The organism is Pseudomonas sp. P105, assembly GCF_032614175.1.
Lineage (GTDB): Bacteria > Pseudomonadota > Gammaproteobacteria > Pseudomonadales > Pseudomonadaceae > Aquipseudomonas > Aquipseudomonas rhizophila.
This window is the reverse complement of sequence record NZ_CP126693.1, coordinates 808,690-830,830: the sequence shown is the minus strand read 5'-3', so window position 1 is coordinate 830,830 and position 22,141 is coordinate 808,690. Positions and strand designations below refer to the sequence as shown.

The window sequence follows — 22,141 nt, the reverse complement described above, 5'->3', positions numbered from 1 at the left end:
ATCGCGAGCAGGCTCGCTCCCACAAAGGTTTCAAGGTCAGGCCTGCAGATACCGCAACACCGACTCACAAATCATCTGGCGATGACGCTGCTTGATCGCTTCGTCCGGCAAATCGATCTGAAAAATCTCACCGAATGTGTGGCGGTTGGACACGCGGTAAAAGCAGAACGAACTGATCAGCAGATGCACATCCAGCGGTTCCAGGCCGGCGCGGAACACCCCCTCTTCGGCACCTCGGCGCAGGATCACGCCCAAGGAATCAAGGATGGTATTGGTCATTGCCTTGATGGCGCCCGATTGCTTGACGTACTCGGCGTTGTGAATGTTTTCGATGCAGACGATGCGCACGAAATCCACATTGCGGTCATGGTGGTCGAAGGTGAATTCCACCAGGCGCCGGATCGCATCGACCGGGGCCAGTTCCGCCAAGTGCAGGCGGCTCTCAGTGTTGCGGATATCGCCGTAGAGTTTTTCCAGCACCTCGACGTACAACTGCTCCTTGCTGCCGAAGTAGTAGTAGATCATGCGCTTGGAGGTGTGGATGCGCTCAGCAATGGCGTCGACCCGAGCGCCGGACAGGCCCTGCTGGACGAACTCGACGATGGCTTCCTGAAGAATGTTTTCCCGGGTTTTCTCCGGGTTGTTCTTGCGACTCTTGCGCGGCTCGACGACAGGTTCGTCGAGGTCTGCGGAAAGCTCTGAATTCGTAGTCATTGCGGGGCTCACGGCCATCACTGCACAGGTTGGCGATTATGGGCCGCACCGCGCAGTCAAGCCAAGCCACGGGGTTGCCCTTTACCGCCGCGTTTACGATTTGCCTACAACTTGGCGTGCCGCAAGCCACCGCTGCGGGACTTGGCCATGGCTGCCAGCCTTACCGCGACATTGGCGGCGCCGTAGCCGGCATAGCCGTTCTTGCGCTGGATGATTTCAAAGAAGAAGCGCCCTTCGAACGGCTCGGTGTAGACGTGAAACAATTCACCGCCCTGGGCATCTCGGTCGTACAACACGTTGAAATAAGCCAGCTCGCTGAGAAACTCATCATCGAAATCGAAACGCGCCGCGAGGTCATCGTAATAGTTGAGCGGAATGTCCAGCAGCGGCACGCCGGCCTCTTTGGCGCGGCTGACCTGGGCAAAGATGTCATCGCAGTCGAAGGCGATGTGGTGCACGCCGGAGCCGCGATAACTGGACAGCGCATGGGAGATCGCGGTGTTACGGTTCTCGGAAATATTGAGCGGTAAGCGGATCGAACTGCAACGGCTACGCAGGGCGCGACTCTTTACCAGGCCATACGGATCGGGCAACACCACTTCGTCGTCGGCTTCGAAATCCAGCAGGCTCTTGTAGAACAGCACCCAGCTGTCGAGGCTATCGGCCGGCAGCGCCATCGCCATGTGGTCGATGCGCTTGAGTCCGGCACCGATGACAGCGCCCGGCTGCAGGTTGAAATCGGTGCCGTAGACGTCGGCGTCCTGATCCACCAGGTAAATCAGGCTGCCGTCCGGTGCACGCACCGCCGCCAACTCCAACTCGTTGGGCCCCACCAGGCCGCGATAAGGCTGGCCCTTGTAAGCCACGGCCCGCTCCAGGGCGCTGGCGCTGTTTTTGACCCGCACGGCGGTGGCGCACAGCGATGGCCCGTGAGCTTCGAAAAAGCTGTGGGCAAACGAATAGGGTTCGCAATTGAGGATCAGGTTGATGTCGCCCTGGCGCAGCAGGCTCACGTTCTTGGAGCGATGCTGGCCGGCCTTGACGAACCCCAACCGTTCCAGCCAATGGGACAGCTTCGCGCCAAGACTGTCGTCCACGGCAAACTCAAGGAATTCGATACCGTTGTATTCGCTGGCCGGTGGTGTGGCGAACAGGATGTCAGCATGGCTTGCCGGTTCGGCCTCTTCGGCCAGCCGCTGGCGGGTCTTCTCCTCCAGGTACAGCAACGAACGCAGGCCGTCGGCGGCATTGGCCCGTGGTGGCGCGGCGCGGAAACCGTCGTTGAAAATCTCCAGCGACAATGGCCCGGTGTAGCCACTCTTGATGATCGGTGCCAGGAAGCCCGGCAGATCGAACTCGCCCTGGCCTGGGAAGCAACGGAAATGCCGGCTCCATTCCAGGACATCCATCGCCAGGATCGGCGCATCGGCCATTTGCACGAAGAAAATCTTGTCACCGGGGATCTGGGCAATCGCACTCGGATCGCCCTTGAGGGACAAAGTATGGAAGCTGTCGAGCAACACCCCCAGATTGGGGTGATCGGCCTGACGCACGATGTTCCAGACCTGTTGATAAGTATTGACGTGCCGGCCCCAGGCCAGCGCCTCGTAACCGATGCGCAAGCCTCGCGCCCCGGCTCGTTCGGCCAGCAATCGCAGGTCATCCACCAAAATCTGCTCATCACCCAGGCTGTCGGCCGAGGCATTACTGCACACCAGCACCAGGTCGGTGCCCAGCTCCTGCATCAGGTCGAACTTGCGCTCGGCCCGCTCCAGATTGCGCGCAAGGCGTTCGCGACGGCAACCTTCAAAATCCCGAAACGGTTGGAAAAGCGTGATGGCGATGCCCAGGTCGGCGCACATCTGCCTGATTTCCCGAGGGCTGCCATCGTAATAGAGAAGGTCGTTCTCGAAGATCTCCACGCCGTCGAAACCGGCGGCGGCAATGGCTTCAAGTTTCTCCGGCAGGGTACCGCTCAAGGACACGGTGGCAATGGAACGCTGCATGACTTCGGCTCCCGGGACAGGCATCGGCTACACACAGGTGTGCCGCTTTTGAAAGAGTGAGCCGATTATTGAGCTGGAGGTTTGTTTCGGCAATTTAATATGTACCAACCGGTTAGTTTTTTGGGCGATTATCGAACACAATGCCCGATCAGCGAATTGACGGTTTTTTGCTCACTGCGCACCATCGGCACCTCATTGAGGCCGCCCTGATCGTCGGCACCTTTGAACAGACCCAGACCACACCATAAGAATTTCAAAAACGGGTACACGCTATGATTCCTTCCCAAAGCTCCCGCCTGCCCCCCGTCCTGGGTGCCACCACCGCTGGCGTCGGTGACAAGATCCGCGGCGCCCTGGCCGTGGGCAAAACCCGTTGGGGCATGCTCGCCCTGGTGTTTTTCGCCACCACCCTGAACTACATCGACCGCGCCGCACTGGGCGTGATGCAGCCCATTCTCGCCAAGGAAATGAGCTGGACGGCGATGGATTACGCCAACATCAACTTCTGGTTCCAGGTTGGTTATGCCATCGGTTTCGTGCTGCAAGGCCGACTGATCGACCGGATCGGCGTCAAGCGCGTGTTCTTTTGCGCCGTACTGCTCTGGAGCCTGGCGACCGGCGCCCATGGCCTGGCCACGTCGGCGGTGGGCTTCATGGTCTGCCGATTCATCCTGGGCCTGACCGAAGCCGCCAACTACCCGGCCTGCGTGAAGACCACACGGCTATGGTTCCCGGCCGGTGAACGGGCCGTGGCGACCGGTATTTTCAACGCCGGAACCAACGTTGGCGCGATGTTCACGCCAATGCTGCTGCCGCTGGTCCTGCAGGTGTGGGGCTGGCAGGCTGCGTTCCTGTGCATGGCCGCGCTGGGCGGGATCTGGCTGGTGTTCTGGGGCCTGAAATACTTCAACCCGGAGGATCATCCCAGCGTCAAACAGGCGGAACTGGACTACATCCAGGCCCAGGACGAACCCGATCAGGTCCGCGTGCCCTTCTCCCGTATCCTGCGCATGCGCGGCACCTGGGCGTTCGCCCTGGCCTACTCGATCACCGCACCGGTGTTCTGGTTCTACCTCTACTGGTTGCCGCCGTTTCTGAACCAGCAATACAACCTGGGCATCAACGTGACCCAGATGGGCATCCCGCTGATCATCATTTACCTCACCGCCGATTTCGGCAGCGTGGGCGGCGGGATTCTGTCCTCATTCCTGATCGGCCGCGGCCTGAACCCGATCAAGGCACGGCTGATTTCCATGTTGCTGTTCGCCTGCTGCATCATCGGCGTGATCCTGGCCGCCGGTTCCAGCAGCCTGTGGATGGCGGTGTTTGCCATCTCCCTGGCCATCGGCGCGCACCAGGCCTGGACCGCCAACATCTGGAGCCTGGTGATGGACTACACGCCCAAGCACATGATGAGCACGGTGTTCGGCTTTGGCGGCATGTGCGCCGCCGTCGGCGGGATGTTCATGACCCAGTTGGTGGGCCACATCCTCACGGTGACCCACAACAACTACACCGTACTGTTCACCCTGATCCCGGCGATGTACTTCATTGCCCTGATCTGGTTGTACTTCATGGCACCGCGCAAGGTGCCGACGCTGGAAAGCTGATACCAGTCAGCCCGGGATTCATCCCCATGTGGGAGCACGGCTTACCCGCGATGCAGGCACCTCGGTTCACTCAGGACCGTATCGTCTTCATCGCGGGCAAGCCTTGCTCCCACAATCGATCCCACCACGGTGCGCGTTAGCTCCGCCGCTGTTGCCACGCCGCCGCCAGCCCGCTGAGGCAGATCAGCACGATGCCGAACACCGTGGTCAACGTCGGCGTATGGCTGAACAGCAACCAGCCCAGCAGGCCGGCAAATACGATCTGGCAATACCCGAACGGTGCCAGCAGCGCCGGGGCGGCGAAGCGGAAGGCCTGGGTCAGCATCAGGTGCGCCGTCATCCCGCACGCTCCCAGCGCAAGCATCATTGCCCCATGCACCAGGCTTGGCACCTGCCAGAAGAACGGCACCAGGGCGCTCATCACCAACGTATTGCACAAGCCGGCGAAGAAGTTGCTGGTGGTCGGGCTGTCAATCTCACTGAGCTTGCGAGTGAGCAGTTGATAGAAACAGAAAAACAGCGCCGAACAGAACGGCAATAACACCGCTGGCGTAAACAGGTCACCGCCCGGATGGACAATGATCAACACCCCGATAAAGCCGAAGATCACCGCGACCCATTGGCCGCGCGTCACGTGTTCGCCCAGCAAAGGCACCGACAATGCAGTGACCAGCACGGGCGCCAGGAAGTTGACCGCAGTCGCCTCCGCCAAAGGGATGTATAGCAGCGCCGTGGTGAAGAACAGGCTGGTGCCCAACAGACACAACGCACGCGCCAACTGCCATAACGGACGCTTGGTACGCAGCACCCGCAGCCCCGAACGCGGCAGGAAAATCCCTGCCATCAACAGCGTGTGCACGACATAACGCGCCCACACCACCATGATGATCGGATAGAACCCTGAAAGGTATTTGGACAAGGCGTCATGGCTGGAGAACAGGAACGTCGCGCAGAGTATCAACAGGATGCCCTTGAAGGCCTGATTGACGCCGGAAAGCGGAGTGCTGACGGTCATGTAGGAATCCTGTGTTGCTTGATGTAGGGAGCCGGTGTCTGCGACGGCGATTCAGCTGAACAACTCCGATGCCTGGCTGGCGTGTGACAATTCCTCGGTAAACGCAAGCAAGGTCGGCGCCAGCTCATGCAGCCTCGATCGCGTCATCCGGGCGGTGGGGCCGGCGATGCTGAGCACACCCAAGACCCGGCCATCCAGCGGATGACGCACCACGGCTGCAATGGCTGAGGTGCCGACCGCCGAACTCTCCTCGACACAGGCATAGCCCTGCTCCCGGGCCTGACGCAGGTATTGAAGCAATTCAACGCTGTTGCGCGGCGCGTTGGGGCCCACGTCCGCCGGCATTTTCAGGGCTTGGCGGTCCACCAGCGACAGCGCCTCGGCGTCGCTCATGCACGCCAGCCAGGCATGGCCCGACGCGGTATAGACCAGCGGCGCCTCACGGCCCATGTCAGGGTCGTAGCGCAACCCGGACCGAGCGCCCTGGGACTTGGCAATCCAGGTCTGGCGATCACCCTCGATCACGCCCAGGCGCACCAGTTCACCGCTTTCCCGAGCCAGACGATCGAGCACCGGCTGCACGATGTCGGCACCACTGCGCGACAGGTAGCGAAAGCCCAGGGCGACCAGTCGGGTCGACAAGTGATAACGCAGGTTCTCGGGATTCTGGCGCACGTAACCCAGGCGCGTCAGTTCAGCAAGCAGGCGGTGCGTGGCGCTCTTGGGAATCTGTAACTGTTCGGCCAACCCTTGCAGAGCCCAGCCGTGGGGATCGCTGGCGAGACTTTCCAGCACATTGAAAACCCGTTCGATTTGACTGCCGGCCATGAAAAATCCAGAGGAGAGAGGCTGATTCCAAAATATGCGAAGTGTAATGCAAATTCTGGAACCCGACATTCATTGTTGACGGATGAACCAAAACCCGTGGCGATTGCCTGAGAGCTCAGGCGTACAGCCTGCGCCTTCAAAAGCTAGACTCACTGCGAATGTCTGTCCGTGAACTGGCGGCAACCCGACTCAGCGGCAACACTCTTCACACGGTCAATCAGAGGATTTCCCACATGTTATGGAAAAAAGGTCGCCGCAGTGACAACGTGGTGGACGCCCGCGGTGACGGTGGCGGCGGTGGTGGGATGCGTTTCGGTGGCGGCAAGGGGCTGAGCCTGACGGCCATTGTCCTGATCGTCGGTATCGGCTGGATCACCGGCCAGGACCCCATGCAGATTCTCGGGCAACTGGCCGGGCAGATGGACCAGACCTCGGCCCCCGCCTCCTCCCAAACCCGGCAGGCACCGCCAGCGAACGATGAACAGGCCGAGTTCGTGCGCTCAATCCTGGGTGATACCGAAGACACCTGGGGCCAGGTCTTCCAGCAGGCCGGGCGCCAGTACCAGCAACCCAAACTGGTGCTGTTCAGCGGTCGGGTCAACTCGGCTTGCGGCCTCGCCTCATCAGCCACCGGCCCGTTCTATTGCCCGGCCGATAAACAGGTCTACCTGGACATGAGTTTCTTCCAGGAAATGTCCCAACGGTTCTCCGCCGCTGGGGATTTCGCCCAGGCCTACGTCATCGCCCATGAGGTCGGGCATCACGTCCAGACCCTGCTCGGGGTGTCGGCAAAAATCCAGGAGGCTCGCCGTCAGGGCCGCCAGATGGAAGGCGATGGTGGTCTGCTGGTCCGTCAGGAGTTACAGGCCGACTGCCTGGCGGGCGTCTGGGCCAACCATGCGCAGAAGCGCCTGAACTGGCTGGAGCCGGGGGACATTGAAGAGGCCTTGACCGCCGCCAACGCCATCGGTGATGACCGCCTTCAGCAGCAGGGCCAGGGCCGGGTAGTGCCGGACTCCTTTACCCACGGCACCTCGGCGCAACGGGTTCGCTGGTTCAAGACCGGGTTTGCCCAGGGTCAGGTCAGCCAATGCGACACCTTCGCGGCGAAAAATCTGTAATGAAGTGGGGCGCCCTCCTCAGCCTGCTGCTGTGCTGCACCTTTACCCAGGCAGACGAACAGGGCGTGGACGTGGTCGCTCAAGGGCGACTGCAGCTCAAGGGCGGCGCCATGGTCGTCAGTGTGAGTCCGCCCCCGGCGTCTATCCAGCGCGTGTTGATCATCCTCCATGGCCGGCTGCGCAACGCCCAGACCTATCTGCACAGCGCCGAAAAGGCCGCCGCACACGCCGGTCAACTGACCACGACCCTGGTCATCGCCCCGCAGTTTCTCAACGAACATGACGTTGCCCGCCATCAGTTGCCCAATGACCTGTTGCGCTGGCAAGGCAACGACTGGATGGCCGGCGGCTTATCCACGGGGCCCAAGGCGGTCAGTTCCTTTCAAGTCATCGACGACATCGTCGCCCGGGTCAGTGACCGGCAGCAGTTTCCCGAGGTGAAAGAGATCGTCATCGCGGGCCATTCCGGCGGCGCGCAGGTCGCGCAGCGCTACGCCCTGCTCGCTCGCGGTCAAACCCGGATCGCACCCAGATTCGTCATCGCCAACCCCTCCTCCTATGCCTATTTCGATGCGCAGCGCCCCATGGCCTTCGACCCGGCCGGTTGTCCCGGCTTCAACCATTGGAAATACGGCCTGCAGAACCTGCCCGCCTATGCCGCCGGGCAAACGCCCGCTCAACTGGAAGACAAGTACATCAAACGCGACATCGTTTATCTGCTTGGGCAACAGGACATCGACCCTGAGCACCCTGCGCTGGATAAAGGCTGTGAAGCGCAGACCCAAGGGCCGTATCGGTTACTGCGCGGGCAGTTCTTTTTCGACTACCTGACCCGGCGTCATCCCGAGGGGCTGAACCAGCGGCTGATCGAAGTGCCGGGGGTGGGGCATAACGGGGATGGGATGTTCAATTCGGCTGAGGGGCAGAAGGCGCTGTTTGGTCAGTGAGTTCTGTAGGGGTAGACAGGGCCTCATCGCGAGCAGGCTCGCTCCCACAAGGGGATCTGTGTCGATCAAAAGTGTGTCCACCGCAGATCTACTGTGGGAGCGAGCCTGCTCGCGATAGCTATCTATCAGCCAACCCCTCTTTCAAGCCGACAGCATCCGCCGCAACTCCCCGCAATCACGCGCATGCCAGTCCGCCAGCTCCGGCCAAGGATTGTCCGGCAGGTTCACCAGCACCGTCCGCGCACCCGCCGCACGGCCGCAGTCCAGGTCGAAACGGTAGTCACCCACCATCACCATCGCCTCGGGCGCCACACTCCAGGCCTCGGCCAGTTTCAACAGGCCGCCGGGATGGGGCTTGGGCGGCGCTTCGTCGCGGCCCAGCACATCTTCCACTGCGAAACAGTCCGCCAGACCGATAGCTTGCAGGGTCACGTGGGCCAGTTCGCGGGCGTTGCGCGTCAGGATCCCCAGGCGGTAACCCCGCTGCGCCAGCTCGCGTACCAGCTCGACCGCTCCCGGCGCAGGCCGGGAGCCCAGCGCCAGGTCCCGCTCGTGTTCCAGCAACCAGGCATGCTTGGCTGCGGCTTCGTCGGCCGGCAATGCCGCCAGGTGGGTCAGAATGTCGTCTTCGGCCGGGATCGCCAGGGCCACGCGAATCGCCGCAAAATCATGCACGGCGATGGTCAGCGTACCGTCCATGTCGAACACCCAATGCCGCACATCGGCCAGACTCATGCCCAGTCCTTGCGGTGGCGAATCAGGCCTTCCTGGGTCACCGACGCCACCAGTTGTCCGGCGCGATTGAACACGCTGCCACGAGAGAACCCACGGGAGTTGCCGGCCCACGGGCTGTCCATCGCATAGAGCAACCAGTCGTCGGCGCGCAGGTCGGCGTGGAACCACAAGGCGTGGTCGAGGCTGGCGACCTGCATGTCCTTTTGCCAAACCGATTTGCCGTGGGGCAGCATCGAGGTGGTCAACAGACCGAAATCCGAGGCGTAGGCCAGCAGGTACTTATGCAGGGCCGGCGAGTCCGCCAGGGCACCATCGGCCCGGAACCACACGTACTTTACCGGATCGGCCGGCTGCGGATTGTAGGGATCTTTCTCGGTGACCGGGCGCACCTCGATCGGTTTGGGACACAGCAGTTTTTCCCGCATGTGCTCGGGCAGCAGGTGCGCCCGCTGCTGGGTCAGTTCCAGCTCCGAAGGCAGGTTCTCCGGCCCGACCACCTGGGGCATGGAGTTCTGGTGCTCAAAACCCTGCTCGTCGTATTGAAACGAAGCGCTGCACGTGAAAATCGGGTTGCCCTTCTGGATCGCCGTGACCCGGCGGGTGCTGAAACTGCCGCCGTCACGCACCCGGTCCACCTGATAGACCACCGGCAAGGCCGCATCGCCCGGACGCAGGAAGTAGCCGTGCATCGAATGCACATGACGGGCCTCTTCCACGGTCTGGCTAGCCGCCGACAGTGACTGGCCCAGCACCTGGCCGCCGAACAACTGGCGAAACCCCAGGTCCTGGCTGCGACCGCGAAACAGGTTCTCTTCGATGGGTTCCAGGGTCAGCAGGTCGACCAGATCTTCCAACACGTGGCTCATTCAGACTTTCCTCACACAGCTCAACCGCGCAGTCGGTGCTGCGACGGTGGATCGATTGTTGGCCCGGGCCATTGTGGCGGGCATTGTAAACGTCCGTGTCGGCTAACCGTGCAGGGTCTGTAGCCACTGTTCACGGTTGATACGATAGAGCACATGTTGACGCAATGGATGACCGACGGCGAGCTTTGGGTGTTCAAAGTCATCGGCCGGGTCATGATGCATGCCGATGGCTTGCATGACTTTCTGCGATGGCAGGTTATCGACGGCGGCGAACGCCACCACCTCATCCAGCCCCAGGCGATCGAACGCACACCGCAAGGCCGTCCATGCGGCTTCGCTGGCATAACCCAGGCCCCAATGCTCACGGGCCAGACGCCAGCCGATCTCGATCGCCGGAGTGAAGTGCGCGTCGAACCCGACCACGCCCAAGCCGGTAAAGCCGATAAAGGCCCCGGTGTCCTTGCGCTGCAGGGCCCACAAACCAAAGCCATGCTCGGCAAAATGCCCCCGCACGCGCCCGATCAGTGCGGCGCTTTCCAGGCGGCTCAGGGGCGCCGGAAAATAACGCATCACCTGCGCATCGGCAGACATGGCGGCAAACTCCGGCAAGTCCGCGTCGCGCCACTGGCGCAGTATCAACCGCGCGCTTTGCAGTTCCAGTATCGGCTCCATTTGCTTCCTCTCCATGCCCCAACGCCTACTCAAGCGAAATCGCCACGCCCAAATAAACGGCCCACGGCCGCTGCCGGGATCAAGGTGGGAGACGCAGGCGCCGTGCCCAGCTTGATCGAGTGAGCCACGCGGCTGCGCCAGGTATCAATTATCGACAGGCTTGGCTTGGCTGGCGAGGAGTTCGTCGCGCTCGTAGGGTGCTACCGGTTCAGACTGCGTTCGTAAGCGGCCAGAACGGTGCGCTCCGACTGCACCAGATAGGCTTCAAGCAGCCGGGTTGCCTCCTCTGATCGCCCTTCTTCGATACAACGCAGGATTGAAACGTTCATATCGACATAGGGCATATGCAGGAACTCCGGATCTTTGAGCAGGCCGAATGCCAGCCGCAGCTCGGCTGATATCTGACCGTAGAACACCACCAATCGCGGGCTGTCGGCGAGTTCGACGATAGCCTTGTGGAACATCATGTTGGCGGTGCCGACAGCCTTCCAGTCCTTGACTTCACGCGCTCGCATGCCCGCCTCCACCGCCTCACGCATATGCAGTGTTCCCGGATGCAGCGGGTAACCCTGGGCAATGGCCTTGCATTCGATAAAGCGACGGACACGATAGATGTCGATGATCGACGCCATATCGGGCACCGCCACGCTCACCCCGCGATTGGGTTCATGTTTGAGCAACCCCTCGCGGGTCAGGACCCTGAACGCTTCCCTCAAGGTGTTGCGGGAAATCTGCAGGCTTTCGGCCAGGGCCGCTTCGGACAATCGTTGGCCCGGAACCAGTTCACCTTCGACCAGCATTCTGCGGACCTCCTGGGTAATGGATTCTCCCAGCGAGCGAGGAAGGGAAGGTGAAACGTCGTTCATGTGCAATCCAGAATAAGAATAAGAGAAGTCACTTTGATGTTCCATGAGAGCCCCGCCCATGGCAAGAAGCAAGGGTGTCGCCTGCATCATTAAGTAACACCCACGAGTGACAAGGTTACAATTTGGTGCGAATTGTAGCCTTGCACTAAACTGATTGTTGAACAATTCAGACCCTATAGATCAACACTTCTAGACCGATGTTTGAGTCCTGGCACGCTCGTTGCTCAATAAAAAAATATCTCCCACCGTAGGAATTGATGCCGTGACACAGACAGCCGTGACACAGACCGCTCAAGATTTTACAAAGACGCGACGCGCTTCCCTGATCGCAGCAATTTTCATGATGGCGACGTCCGCCATCGGCCCTGGCTTCATCACCCAGACCGCCACGTTCACGGCCAAAATGGGTGCGGCATTTGCGTTCGGTATCCTGGCGTCGATTCTGATCGACTTCGTGGTTCAACTTAACGTCTGGCGTATCGTCACCCTGACCCGAATGCGTGCCGCAGACGTGGCCAACAACGCGATTCCAGGCAGTGGTTACCTGCTGGCGGTGCTGGTGATTTTCGGCGGGCTGGTGTTCAACGTCGGCAACATCGCCGGGGCAGGGCTGGGCCTGAACGCGTTGATGGGGCTTGATGCAAAATGGGGCGGCGGTCTCAGCGCCTTGCTGGCTATCGGCATCTTCCTTTCCCACCGCGCCGGAGTGGCCGTCGACCGACTGATCGTCGTGCTGGGACTGGTGATGATCGCCCTGACCCTGTTCGTGGCCTTCGCTTCCAACCCGCCACTGGGCGAAGCCCTCTATCAAACCGTCCTTCCGGACCAGATCAACTTCGCCACCATTACCACCATTGTCGGCGGCACGGTCGGCGGTTACATCACTTATGCGGGGGCTCACAAACTGCTGGACCGCGGGACTACCGGGGTAGAAAACCTCCAGGCAGTGACCAAGGCAGCCTTGGGCGGCATCATGGTCACCGGCCTCATGCGCTACATCCTGTTTCTCGCCATCCTCGGCGTTGTTGCCAGCGGCGTAGTCATCGACACCTCGGGTCAGGGCGCCAATCCGGCCGCACAAGCCTTCCAGGCAGCAGCCGGGCAGTTCGGCCTGCGCGTCTTCGGTCTCATCCTCTGGGCCGCCAGTATCACCAGCGTGATCGGCGCCGCTTACACCTCCATTTCCTTTGTCACCGTGTTCAAGCCGGACATCACTGAGCAGGGGCGCAACCGCGCCACCACCGTGTTCATCGCCCTGTCGCTGCTGATCTTTGCCCTGATGGGAACGGCTCCCGCCGCACTGCTGCTCTTCGCGGGCGGTTTCAATGGCCTGATACTGCCAATCGGCCTGAGCATCTTTATCTACGTCGGCTGGCGCCGGTCCGACCTCATGGGCGGTTACCATTACCCACGCTGGCTGTTGGTGCTGGGCGCCCTGACCTGCCTGCTGACCTGGTACATGGCAATCAAATCCGTTGGGCCGATCTTCGCCTTCCTCAACGTTGCCTGAGCCCGATAACGAACAAGGAGTCACGTGAATGCCAACCATAGATATCAATAGCGACCTGGGCGAAAGCTTTGGCGCCTGGCACATGGGCGACGATGCCGCGATGCTCGATGTCGTGACCAGCGCCAATGTCGCCTGCGGTTTCCACGCCGGCGACCCGGCCGGCATCTTGCGCACACTGAAAGCGGCGGCGGCCAAAAATGTCACCATTGGTGCCCATGTCGCTTACCCGGACAAAGTGGGCTTTGGCCGACGAAACATGGACGTGGCCAGCGATGAGCTGACGGCCGACGTGATCTACCAGATCGGCGCGCTGCAAGGCCTGGCCAAAGCCGCCGGCACGTCGGTGCGCTACGTAAAACCCCACGGCGCCTTGTACAACACCATTGCTCACGATCGCCGTCAGGCGCTGGCCGTGATCGAAGCCATCCGCGCGATCGACTCCAACCTCATATTGGTTGCCCTGGCCGGCTCAAGCCTGATTGAACTGGCCCGTAACGAGGGTTTGCAGTGTGTCGCCGAAGCGTTCGCTGACCGTGCCTATACGCCACAGGGCACCCTCGTCTCTCGCCGCGAACCAGGCGCGGTGCTGCACGATCCCAAGCTCGTCGCCCAACGTATGCTGCGCCTCGTTGAAGACGGCTGCCTCGAAGCGATCGATGGCAGCCTGACCAAAATCCAGGCCGACTCGATCTGTGTCCATGGCGACAGCCCCGCAGCGGTGGAAATGGCCCGCGAGCTGCGCCGGGTATTGGAACAGGCGCACATGTCCTTGCAGCCCTTTGCCGGAGCACGCCCATGAACGCCCTTGATCTCGCCCGCCAGGCGGCGATTGCCGCTGCCCGGGATGCACGCAGCACTTACCGTAACGGCCGGGTCGCCCCCACGGCGGGTATCGCGCCGGGCATGACCCAGGCCAACCTGATCGCCCTGCCGCGCGCCTGGGCGTACGACTTCCTGCTGTATGCCCAGCGCAATCCCAAAGCCTGCCCGATCCTTGACGTCAGCGACGCCGGCAGCCCGAGTACGCTGCTGGCTGAAGGGGCGGACCTGCGCACTGACATCCCGCTGTACCGCATCTGGCGTGATGGAAAGCTGGCCGAGGAAGTCAGCGATGCCACTCAGGCCTGGGCTGAACACGACGACATGGTGGCCTTTTTGATCGGCTGCAGCTTCACCTTTGAAACCGCCCTGCAAGAGGCCGGCATCGAAGTGCGGCATATCACCGATGGTTGCAACGTACCGATGTACCGGACCAACCGTGCCTGCCGCCCGGCCGGACGTCTACAGGGTGAAATGGTGGTATCGATGCGACCGATCCCCGCCGATCGCGTGGCTGAGGCGAGCACTATTTCCGGACGCTATCCCTCAGTCCATGGCGCCCCGGTGCACATCGGCGAACCCGCGCTGCTCGGCATCCAAGACCTGGGGCGCCCCGATTTCGGCGATGCCGTACGCATCGAACCCGGCGAGATCCCGGTGTTCTGGGCCTGCGGCGTCACTCCCCAGGCCGCGGTCATGGCCTCGGGCGTGCCCTTCGCCATCACCCATTCGCCGGGCCATATGTTCATCACCGATGTGCCTGACAGCACCTACCACGTCTAGGAGTCTCCCGTGCGTTTTCTACCGGTCAACCTGGACGCCCTGCTCGTCGAATTGAAAGACCTCGACGAGACACTGGCGTTGTTCGACGCCCTGATGGCCGAGCCGATTGCTGGCGTGGAGGAGATCATTCCTGCCGCACGAACGCTGCTGATCCAATTTCGCCCCAGCGCCATTGCGCAGCAGGCGCTCGTCAATCGTATCGCTAGCCAAGACCTGAGCCAGCGCCGCGCGATCGAGCATCGCCGGGTGGAAATTCCCGTCCATTACAATGGCGAAGACCTCGACGAGGTCGCCACGCTGCTGGGGATCAGCCGCGCCGAGGTGATCCAACGCCACACCGCCCATGACTACAGCGTGGCCTTCTGCGGATTCGCGCCGGGCTTCGCCTACCTCACCGGCGGTGCGGGTTTCCAGGTGCCTCGCCGACAAACTCCACGCACCCGCATACCCGCGGGTGCGGTTGCCCTGGCGGGGGAGTTCAGCGGTGTTTATCCCCAAGCCAGCCCCGGCGGATGGCAGATCATCGGCGTCACGCCTTTGCAGATGTGGGACCTGAACCGCGCTGAATCGGCCTTGCTGCGTCCAGGCTATAAAGTGCGCTTCACCGATGCTGGCCCGCTCCCGGCGGGTGGCCTGCCCGCCCCCACGGTACCGGCAAGTGCCGCCGCGCCCAGCGGCGCCTATCTGGAAATCATCACCCCCGGTTTGCACAGCGTATTGCAGGATATGGGCCGTCCCGGCCAGACCGGCCAAGGCGTATCCCGTTCCGGCGCGCTGGACCTGGGCGCGCTGCGGGCAGCCAACCGCGCGGTCGGCAACCGCTCGGACATGGCCTGTGTGGAATCGGTACTCGGCGGCCTGAGCTTCGTTTGCCATGGCCGTGCCGTGATCGCCGTCACCGGTGCGCAAACCCCGGTCACAATCACCAACACCAGTGGCCTGCAATGGCAGGCAAGTCACTACCAGCCCATCGAGCTGGACGCGGGTGACCGCGTCAGCCTGGGTTCCCCCCTCGCGGGGCTGCGCAGCTACCTGGCGATTCGCGGCGGCTTTGACGTCACTCCGGTGCTGGGCAGCCTGTCCACAGACACCCTGGCCCAGGTCGGCCCTCCGGCGCTCGCCGCCGGCGACCTATTGGGCTTTACGACACTGACAACGGGAACCAGCGTATCGCTGAACGAAGCCCCAGCCTTTGAGCTGCCTACTGCTGCCAACATCGTCACCCTTGACGTGGTCATGGGACCGCGGACCGACTGGTTTACCGAAGACGCCATCCAGCGTCTGAGCAGCCAGCTCTGGCGCGTCACCTCACAGTCCAACCGCGTCGGTATTCGTCTGGCCGGTGAAATACCGCTAGCGCGCAGCAACCACCATGAGTTGCCCAGCGAAGGCACCTCCGTGGGCGCCATTCAGGTCCCGGCCAGCGGCCAACCGGTTCTGTTTCTCGCCGATCACCCGTTGACCGGTGGCTATCCAGTGATCGCCGCAGTCGCCAGCTACCATCTCGACCTGGCTGGCCAGATCCCTATCAATGCGCAGATTCGCTTCAACCCTGTGGACGGCTTCAAAGAGATTCAACCCGTTACGCAAGCTTCTTCAACTGCCGATGTGAAAAAAATTCCATGAAAAAATTACTGATTGCCAACCGTGGTGAAATTGCCGTCCGCATCGCCCGCGCCTGCCGCGACTACGGCGTGCAGTCTGTCGCGGTCTATGCCGACGCGGACATCGACGCCCTGCACGTGCGCCAGGCCGACGAAGCCTACTCACTGAATGGCCAGCGCCCGGCCGAAACCTACCTGGATATCGGCAAACTGATTGCCGTGGCCAAACGCAGCGGCGCCGATGCCGTGCACCCCGGCTATGGTTTTCTGTCTGAACGGGCCGACTTCGCCCGGGCGGTAATCGACGCAGGGTTGATCTGGATCGGTCCCAACCCGCAGACCATCGACGTGCTCGGCGACAAGGTCGAGGCGCGAAAAATTGCCCAACTGGTCGGGGCGCCTCTGGTAGCCGGTACGCCTGGCCCGGTCGAAAGCGCCGCCGAAGTATTGGCCTTTGCCGAACAGCACGGCCTGCCAATTGCCATCAAGGCTGCCTTTGGCGGCGGTGGACGCGGCATGAAAGTCGCCTGGCGCATGGATGAAGTGGCTGAGTTGTTCGCCTCCGCCGTGCGCGAAGCGCAAGCAGCCTTTGGTCGTGGTGAATGCTACGTCGAACAGTTCCTCGACCGTCCTCGGCACATCGAAGCGCAGATCCTCGCCGACAAACACGGCAAGGTCGTCGTCATCGGCACGCGTGACTGCTCCTTGCAGCGGCGCAATCAGAAGCTGGTGGAGGAAGCGCCGGCGCCCTTTATCAGCGACGAACAGCGCCAGCGTATTCATCAATCCGCTCAGGATATCTGCGCCAAAGCCGGCTACGTCGGTGCCGGCACGGTGGAGTTCCTGCTCAGCCAGGATGGCACCCTGTCGTTCCTTGAGGTCAATACCCGCTTGCAGGTCGAGCACCCGGTGACCGAAGAGACCACTGGGGTGGATCTGGTGATCGAACAACTGCGGATCGCCGACGGTTTGCCGTTGTCCTTCAGTGAGACGCCGACCCCACGTGGCCATAGCTTCGAATTTCGCATCAATGCGGAAGACCCAGGCAAGGGCTTCCTGCCCACCCCCGGTCAGATCACCGATTTTCTGCCACCGTCTGGCCCGGGTGTGCGCCTGGACAGCGGCGTGATAAGCGGCTCGCGAGTGCCCAGCACCTTCGACTCGATGATGGCCAAACTGATCGTCACCGGCGCCACCCGCGAACAGGCTATTGTCCGCGCCCGACGCGCCTTGGCGGAATTCAACATTGAAGGCATTGCCTCGGTGCTGCCGTTCCACCGGGCCGTGATGGACCATGACGACTTCACCGGTGCCGATAAATTCGCCGTGCACACGCGCTGGATCGAAACCGATTTCGCCGAACAGATCACGCTCGCCCCACGTACCGCGGTATCGGCCGACCCAAGCATCCTGCGCACGTTTGTCGAGATCGACGGCAAGCGCCACGAACTGGGCCTTCCGGCTGCGCTGCTGCGAGGCGTCAGCCTGAACGCAGCGGGTACCGCCAGCGAAAACACGGCCCCCTCCGAGGTCACTGATCTGCAGGCGGTACTGACGCCCGTGGCGGGTAATCTGCATACCTGGGTCGTCGAAGACGGCGAGTCGGTGAGCACCGGGCAAGTGATCGCGGTTGTAGAAGCCATGAAAATGGAAACCTCGGTCCTCGCACCTTGTGAAGGCCAGGTGCAGATCGCCAAACAGGCCGGCGACTATTTTGAAGCCGGCTCCGTCATTGGCCGCATCAAAACAGCTCTCTGATTTAAAACTTTTCTTTTCGCAGTCAGTACGCGCAACGGGGTAATAACCCGGTTGCCGCGTGCTGCCCGCAGAAAACTGTAGATGTAACTTTGCAATCAAAATAACGATAAAACCCAACACATAAATCTGCTGTTATCTGGAGCATAAAGAGCATGTCAATCAATAAGACTTTGGCTATTGCGGGTACTTGCGCGTTGATTTTCCCTTTTACGGCATCTGCAGATTTTATTGCCGACAGTAAGGCCAGTGTGGAACTGCGTAACTTCTACTTCAATCGTGACTTTCGCAACGGTCCTCCCACGACCCAGCGGGACTCGGCAAAAGAATGGGCCCAGGGCGCCATGTTGCGATTCGAGTCAGGTTATACCGCCGGCACCGTGGGCCTGGGCATCGACGCGGTTGGCATGCTCGGCCTCAAGCTTGACGGCGGTGATGGTTCCGGTGGCACGGGCCTGTTGCCGGCTGACCTTAGTTCGAAAAACGGCCGCGGCTCACAGGACGAATATTCCAAACTTGAGTTGACGGCCAAGGCGAAGGTGTCGGAAACCGCTCTAAAGGTTGGCTCACTCGCCTTCCGTACGCCCGTGGTATCGAGCAATGACACACGCCTGTTGCCCTCCACCTTCGAAGGCGCGCTACTGACCTCCAAAGACATTGATCAGTTGGTCCTGCAAGGCGGCAAGCTGGAGCAAATCAAGTTCAACAGTTCCTCGAACTATCAGGACTTCACGGGTAACCGCATCGGCGGTATCAGTGATGACTTCCGCTTTGCCGGCGGTACTTACAGTTTCAACAAAGCCCTTAGCACAAGTCTGTTCTACGGCAATCTGGAAAATGTCTATCGACAGTTCTTTGGCGGCGTCGTCTATGAAATCCCTCTTGCCGCGCAGCAGTCGCTGAAGTTCGATCTACGTTATTCGAAAAGTACCGATGACGGTAACTTCCGCCCCCTCGATAACCGCGCCGCGAACGGACTGGTTGCCTACACTCTGGGCGCCAACGTGTTCACCGCCGCCTATCAACGCATGAGCGGTGACGATCCCTTCCCGTACATTGCCAATAGCGACCCATACCTGGTCAACTTCGTCCAGATCAATGACTTTGCCAACACCCAAGAGCGCTCCTGGCAGCTGCGTTATGACTACAACTTCGCCGCGCTGGGCATTCCCGGGCTGACGTTCATGAGTCGTTATGTCCAGGGTGACAACGCGTTGGTCGGGGGCAGTAATACGGGCAAAGAGTGGGAGCGCGATACGGATATCGGTTACGTGGTCCAAAGCGGTTCGCTGAAAAACCTCGGGGTCAAACTCAGAAACGCTACGGTTCGTTCGAACTTCAGCAATGACCTGGATGAAACCCGCCTGATCGTCAGTTACACATTAGCGCTCTAAGAATCACCGCATCCCCCTGTGGGAGCGAGCTTGCTCGCGATGGCGGCTGATCAGCCTGCATGGATGTTGGCTGACAGATCGCTATCGCGAGCAAGCTCGCTCCCACAGGGATCTGTGCTGATAGAATGCCCCGCTTATTCCCGTCCTCCGCAGCTCACGCCATGACCCCAACCGTCTGCCCCCATATCCCAAATGTCGCCATCATCGGCGGCGGCCCAGCCGGCCTGATGGCGGCCGAGGTGTTGAGCCAAGCCGGGATACAGGTCGACCTGTACGACGGCATGCCCTCAGTGGGCAGGAAATTCCTGCTGGCCGGTGTCGGCGGCATGAACATCACCCACTCGGAAGACTTCTCGCCGTTCCTGTCCCGCTACGGCGAGCGCGCGCCCAATATCGCCCCGCTGCTGCGGGCATTCGGCGCCAACGAGTTATGCCAATGGATTCACGGATTGGGCATCGAGACCTTTGTCGGCAGTTCCGGGCGGGTATTTCCTACCGACATGAAAGCCGCCCCGCTGCTGCGCGCCTGGCTCAAACGCCTGCGCGATGCCGGCGTGATGATCCATACCCGCCATCGCTGGCTGGGCTGGAACCCCGACGGCAGCTTGCTAGTCGCCGCTGCGGACGGCGAAAAAACACTGCGCCCCACTGCGACATTGCTGGCGCTGGGCGGTGGCAGTTGGTCACGCCTGGGCTCCGATGGTGCCTGGATGCTGCCACTGGAACAGCGCGGTGTAGGCCTTGCGCCCTTGCAGCCGAGCAATTGCGGATTCGAAGTGCCGGCCTGGAGCGATCTGATGGTCAGCAAATTCGCCGGCGCCCCGCTGAAAAATATCGCCATCGGCCTGAATGACGATGTACCGCGCCTCGGTGAATGCGTGATCACCGCCACCGGCATCGAAGGCAGCCTGATCTATGCCCTGTCGGCGCCGATTCGCGAAGCCATCAACCAGCACGGTAGCGCGACGATCCATCTGGACCTGCTGCCGGGCCGGCCTGTGGATAAAATCCAGCAAGCCCTGAGCAAGCCACGCGGTTCACGCTCAATGGCCAAGCACCTGCACAGTCAATTGGGGATCGACGGGGTCAAGGCTGCGTTGCTGCGCGAGCAAACGCCTGCCGATTGTTTCGCCGACCCGGCGCGGCTGGCCCAGGCAATCAAGGCCTTGCCCATCACCCTGGTGAAACCCCGCCCGCTGGACGAAGCCATCAGCAGTGCCGGTGGCGTGACCTTCGAAGCCCTGGACGAACGCCTGATGCTCAAGCAGATGCCTGGCGTGTTCTGCGCCGGGGAAATGCTCGACTGGGAAGCGCCGACCGGCGGCTATCTGCTCACGGCCTGCTTTGCCAGCGGCCGAGCGGCTGGGCTGGGAATGTTGGAGTGGTTACAGCGCAAGGTTTGAAAACCCAGGCGCGGCCATCGCGAGCAGGCTCGCTCCCACATTTGATTTGTGTACACCGTCAATGTGGGAGCGAGCCTGCTCGCGATGGCGGCCTGTCAAACGCTGCGGGTCATCAAGGCTTACGCTTGCGCGGCCCGGTGTTGAACACCGGCACTTTACGCACTGGCTTGACCGAAGGCTCCACGGGCGAGGCGTCGCCGCTGTCGACCCACTTGCCCAGGTTGCGCTTGCCGCCACCGCCCGAGGCTTTCGGTTTCTTCGGTTTTTTCGGCTTCTTGATAACCTGGCCGCTGGCATCGGTCTCCGGCACCCGGTGTTCAGGCTCGAAGTCCTGTTCCATCTGCCGTGGCAACGTCTGACGGGTCAGGGTTTCGATGGCTGACAGCAGATTCACTTCATCGGCGCAGACCAGGGAAATCGCTTCCCCGGTGGAACCCGCCCGACCAGTACGACCGATACGGTGGATGTAATCCTCAGCGACGATCGGCAAATCGAAATTCACCACCAGCGGCAAGTCTTCGATATCCAGCCCGCGAGCGGCGACGTCGGTGGCCACCAGGATCTGGATTTCACTGGCCTTGAAACGGTCCAGCGCCCGCTGGCGGGTGGCCTGGGGTTTATCGCCGTGGATGCCGTCGGCATTGACACTCATGCCCTGGAGTTTTTCCACCAGCGCATCGACACCGTTGCGGGTCTTGGCAAATACCAGCACCTGTTTCCACTTGTTCTTGCGCATCAGGTGCACAAACAACTCTGGCTTGCGCTTCTTGTCCACCGTCACCACCCATTGCTTGACGGTGTTGGCGGCCACGTTGCGCGGGCTCACTTCGATGCTCAACGGGTCGTTGAGCATTTGCCCGGCCAGCAAGCGGATCGCGTCGGAGAAGGTTGCCGAGAACAGCAGCGTCTGGCGCTTCTTCGGCAGCGCTTTGTAGATATTCGCCAGTTCCTCGGAGAAGCCCAGGTCGAGCATGCGGTCGGCTTCGTCCAGCACCAGGGTCTGCAGCTGATTGAACTTCAGCGCGTTCTGGCGGAACAGGTCGAGCAAGCGTCCCGGCGTGGCGACCAGCAGATCAACCCCTTTGCGCAGCTTCATCATCTGCGGGTTGATGCTGACACCGCCGTACACCGCATAGGTGCTCAATGGCAGGTTCTGCGCGTATTGGCGCACGCTTTCGTGGACCTGCTCGGCCAGTTCACGGGTCGGCACCAGAATCAGCGCCCGTACCGAGTTGGCGCTGACCTTCGGCCCCTCGGTGGTCAGCAACTGCAACAGCGGCACGGCGAAACCGGCGGTCTTGCCGGTGCCGGTCTGGGCCGCGGCCATCAGGTCGCGACCGGCCAACACCGCCGGCATGGCTTGGGCCTGCACCGGGGTTGGGGTCTGGTAGCCGAGCGTCTCGAGGGCGCGCAGCAAGGGTTCGATCAGGCCAAGGGTGGCGAAAGTCATGGAAGTACCGTAGGAAAATCAGCGCAAGGTGTGCAATGCGCGG

General features: G+C 61.5%; 20 protein-coding genes. 10 read left to right on the top strand and 10 right to left on the bottom strand.

The genetic code is table 11. The features are described 5' to 3' along the window. Nucleotides 1-36: 36 nt before the first annotated feature. The 3 genes from QOM08_RS03555 to QOM08_RS03545 all read right to left on the bottom strand — a co-directional run bounded on the left by QOM08_RS03555 (nucleotide 37) and on the right by QOM08_RS03545 (nucleotide 2,989). Nucleotides 37-714, bottom strand: coding sequence for a TetR/AcrR family transcriptional regulator (locus tag QOM08_RS03555; RefSeq protein WP_047229564.1), 678 nt, complete (start codon nucleotides 712-714; stop codon nucleotides 37-39). Nucleotides 715-818: 104 nt separating this feature from the next. Continuing rightward, nucleotides 819-2,720 carry a 3-dehydroshikimate dehydratase QuiC gene (gene quiC / locus QOM08_RS03550; protein WP_188252422.1) on the bottom strand — a complete coding sequence of 634 codons (1,902 nt, stop codon included), beginning with the start codon at nucleotides 2,718-2,720 and terminating at the stop codon, nucleotides 819-821. A 128-nt stretch (nucleotides 2,721-2,848) separates the two neighbouring features. Then, on the bottom strand, nucleotides 2,849-2,989 hold the full coding sequence (locus QOM08_RS03545; protein WP_316912572.1) for a hypothetical protein: 141 nt from the start codon (nucleotides 2,987-2,989) through the stop codon (nucleotides 2,849-2,851). A 3-nt stretch (nucleotides 2,990-2,992) separates the two neighbouring features. Between QOM08_RS03545 and QOM08_RS03540 the strand changes: the two genes are divergently transcribed. Next, entirely contained in the window at nucleotides 2,993-4,330 is a 1,338-nt protein-coding gene (locus QOM08_RS03540; RefSeq protein WP_107322969.1) for an MFS transporter, read from the top strand. Between the two features lie 136 nt (nucleotides 4,331-4,466). On the opposite strand, the gene QOM08_RS03535 is transcribed toward QOM08_RS03540, so the two are convergent. Further along, the gene (locus QOM08_RS03535; protein ID WP_107322970.1) at nucleotides 4,467-5,345 is read right to left on the bottom strand and encodes a DMT family transporter; all 879 of its coding nucleotides are present in this window, start codon (nucleotides 5,343-5,345) and stop codon (nucleotides 4,467-4,469) included. Between the two features lie 51 nt (nucleotides 5,346-5,396). Then, nucleotides 5,397-6,173: an IclR family transcriptional regulator gene (locus tag QOM08_RS03530; protein ID WP_316912571.1), complete on the bottom strand. Its 777-nt coding sequence runs from the start codon at nucleotides 6,171-6,173 to the stop codon at nucleotides 5,397-5,399. Between the two features lie 233 nt (nucleotides 6,174-6,406). Between QOM08_RS03530 and QOM08_RS03525 the strand changes: the two genes are divergently transcribed. Then, nucleotides 6,407-7,294, top strand: a complete 888-nt coding sequence (locus tag QOM08_RS03525; protein ID WP_047229559.1) for a neutral zinc metallopeptidase — start codon at nucleotides 6,407-6,409, stop codon at nucleotides 7,292-7,294. After that, on the top strand, nucleotides 7,294-8,241 hold the full coding sequence (locus QOM08_RS03520) for an alpha/beta hydrolase (RefSeq protein ID WP_316912570.1): 948 nt from the start codon (nucleotides 7,294-7,296) through the stop codon (nucleotides 8,239-8,241). Before QOM08_RS03525 ends, QOM08_RS03520 begins: the two co-directional genes overlap by 1 nt. 141 nt (nucleotides 8,242-8,382) lie before the next feature. Here the strand turns inward: QOM08_RS03520 and QOM08_RS03515 are convergent, their stop codons facing one another. The 4 genes from QOM08_RS03515 to QOM08_RS03500 form a co-directional block, all read right to left on the bottom strand. Then, the gene (locus QOM08_RS03515) at nucleotides 8,383-8,976 is read right to left on the bottom strand and encodes an HAD family hydrolase (protein WP_047229557.1); all 594 of its coding nucleotides are present in this window, start codon (nucleotides 8,974-8,976) and stop codon (nucleotides 8,383-8,385) included. Further along, the gene (gene tesB, locus QOM08_RS03510; protein WP_047229556.1) at nucleotides 8,973-9,842 is read right to left on the bottom strand and encodes an acyl-CoA thioesterase II; all 870 of its coding nucleotides are present in this window, start codon (nucleotides 9,840-9,842) and stop codon (nucleotides 8,973-8,975) included. Before tesB ends, QOM08_RS03515 begins: the two co-directional genes overlap by 4 nt. A 102-nt stretch (nucleotides 9,843-9,944) precedes the next feature. Continuing rightward, nucleotides 9,945-10,514 carry a GNAT family N-acetyltransferase gene (locus tag QOM08_RS03505; RefSeq protein WP_047229555.1) on the bottom strand — a complete coding sequence of 190 codons (570 nt, stop codon included), beginning with the start codon at nucleotides 10,512-10,514 and terminating at the stop codon, nucleotides 9,945-9,947. 200 nt (nucleotides 10,515-10,714) lie between these two features. Next, nucleotides 10,715-11,380, bottom strand: a complete 666-nt coding sequence (locus QOM08_RS03500; RefSeq protein ID WP_076386424.1) for a GntR family transcriptional regulator — start codon at nucleotides 11,378-11,380, stop codon at nucleotides 10,715-10,717. A gap of 277 nt (nucleotides 11,381-11,657) precedes the next feature. Here QOM08_RS03500 and QOM08_RS03495 point away from each other — a divergent pair, with 277 nt between their 5' ends. The 7 genes from QOM08_RS03495 (at nucleotide 11,658) to QOM08_RS03465 (ending at nucleotide 20,648) form a co-directional block, all read left to right on the top strand. Continuing rightward, nucleotides 11,658-12,890 carry an NRAMP family divalent metal transporter gene (locus QOM08_RS03495; protein WP_047229583.1) on the top strand — a complete coding sequence of 411 codons (1,233 nt, stop codon included), beginning with the start codon at nucleotides 11,658-11,660 and terminating at the stop codon, nucleotides 12,888-12,890. A 28-nt stretch (nucleotides 12,891-12,918) separates the two neighbouring features. Continuing rightward, nucleotides 12,919-13,689 carry a LamB/YcsF family protein gene (locus tag QOM08_RS03490; protein WP_160892561.1) on the top strand — a complete coding sequence of 257 codons (771 nt, stop codon included), beginning with the start codon at nucleotides 12,919-12,921 and terminating at the stop codon, nucleotides 13,687-13,689. Beyond that, nucleotides 13,686-14,492: a putative hydro-lyase gene (locus QOM08_RS03485; RefSeq protein ID WP_076386428.1), complete on the top strand. Its 807-nt coding sequence runs from the start codon at nucleotides 13,686-13,688 to the stop codon at nucleotides 14,490-14,492. Before QOM08_RS03490 ends, QOM08_RS03485 begins: the two co-directional genes overlap by 4 nt. A gap of 9 nt (nucleotides 14,493-14,501) precedes the next feature. Next, complete coding sequence (locus tag QOM08_RS03480; protein ID WP_316912569.1) at nucleotides 14,502-16,118, top strand: 5-oxoprolinase/urea amidolyase family protein; 1,617 nt, start codon at nucleotides 14,502-14,504, stop codon at nucleotides 16,116-16,118. After that, entirely contained in the window at nucleotides 16,115-17,854 is a 1,740-nt protein-coding gene (locus QOM08_RS03475; RefSeq protein ID WP_316912568.1) for an acetyl/propionyl/methylcrotonyl-CoA carboxylase subunit alpha, read from the top strand. Before QOM08_RS03480 ends, QOM08_RS03475 begins: the two co-directional genes overlap by 4 nt. Nucleotides 17,855-18,006: 152 nt before the next feature. Next, nucleotides 18,007-19,245, top strand: coding sequence for an OprD family porin (locus tag QOM08_RS03470; RefSeq protein WP_316912567.1), 1,239 nt, complete (start codon nucleotides 18,007-18,009; stop codon nucleotides 19,243-19,245). A gap of 161 nt (nucleotides 19,246-19,406) precedes the next feature. Next, the gene (locus tag QOM08_RS03465) at nucleotides 19,407-20,648 is read left to right on the top strand and encodes a TIGR03862 family flavoprotein (protein WP_316912566.1); all 1,242 of its coding nucleotides are present in this window, start codon (nucleotides 19,407-19,409) and stop codon (nucleotides 20,646-20,648) included. 112 nt (nucleotides 20,649-20,760) lie between these two features. Here the strand turns inward: QOM08_RS03465 and QOM08_RS03460 are convergent, their stop codons facing one another. Then, nucleotides 20,761-22,098: a DEAD/DEAH box helicase gene (locus QOM08_RS03460; RefSeq protein ID WP_047229546.1), complete on the bottom strand. Its 1,338-nt coding sequence runs from the start codon at nucleotides 22,096-22,098 to the stop codon at nucleotides 20,761-20,763. Nucleotides 22,099-22,141: the final 43 nt, after the last annotated feature.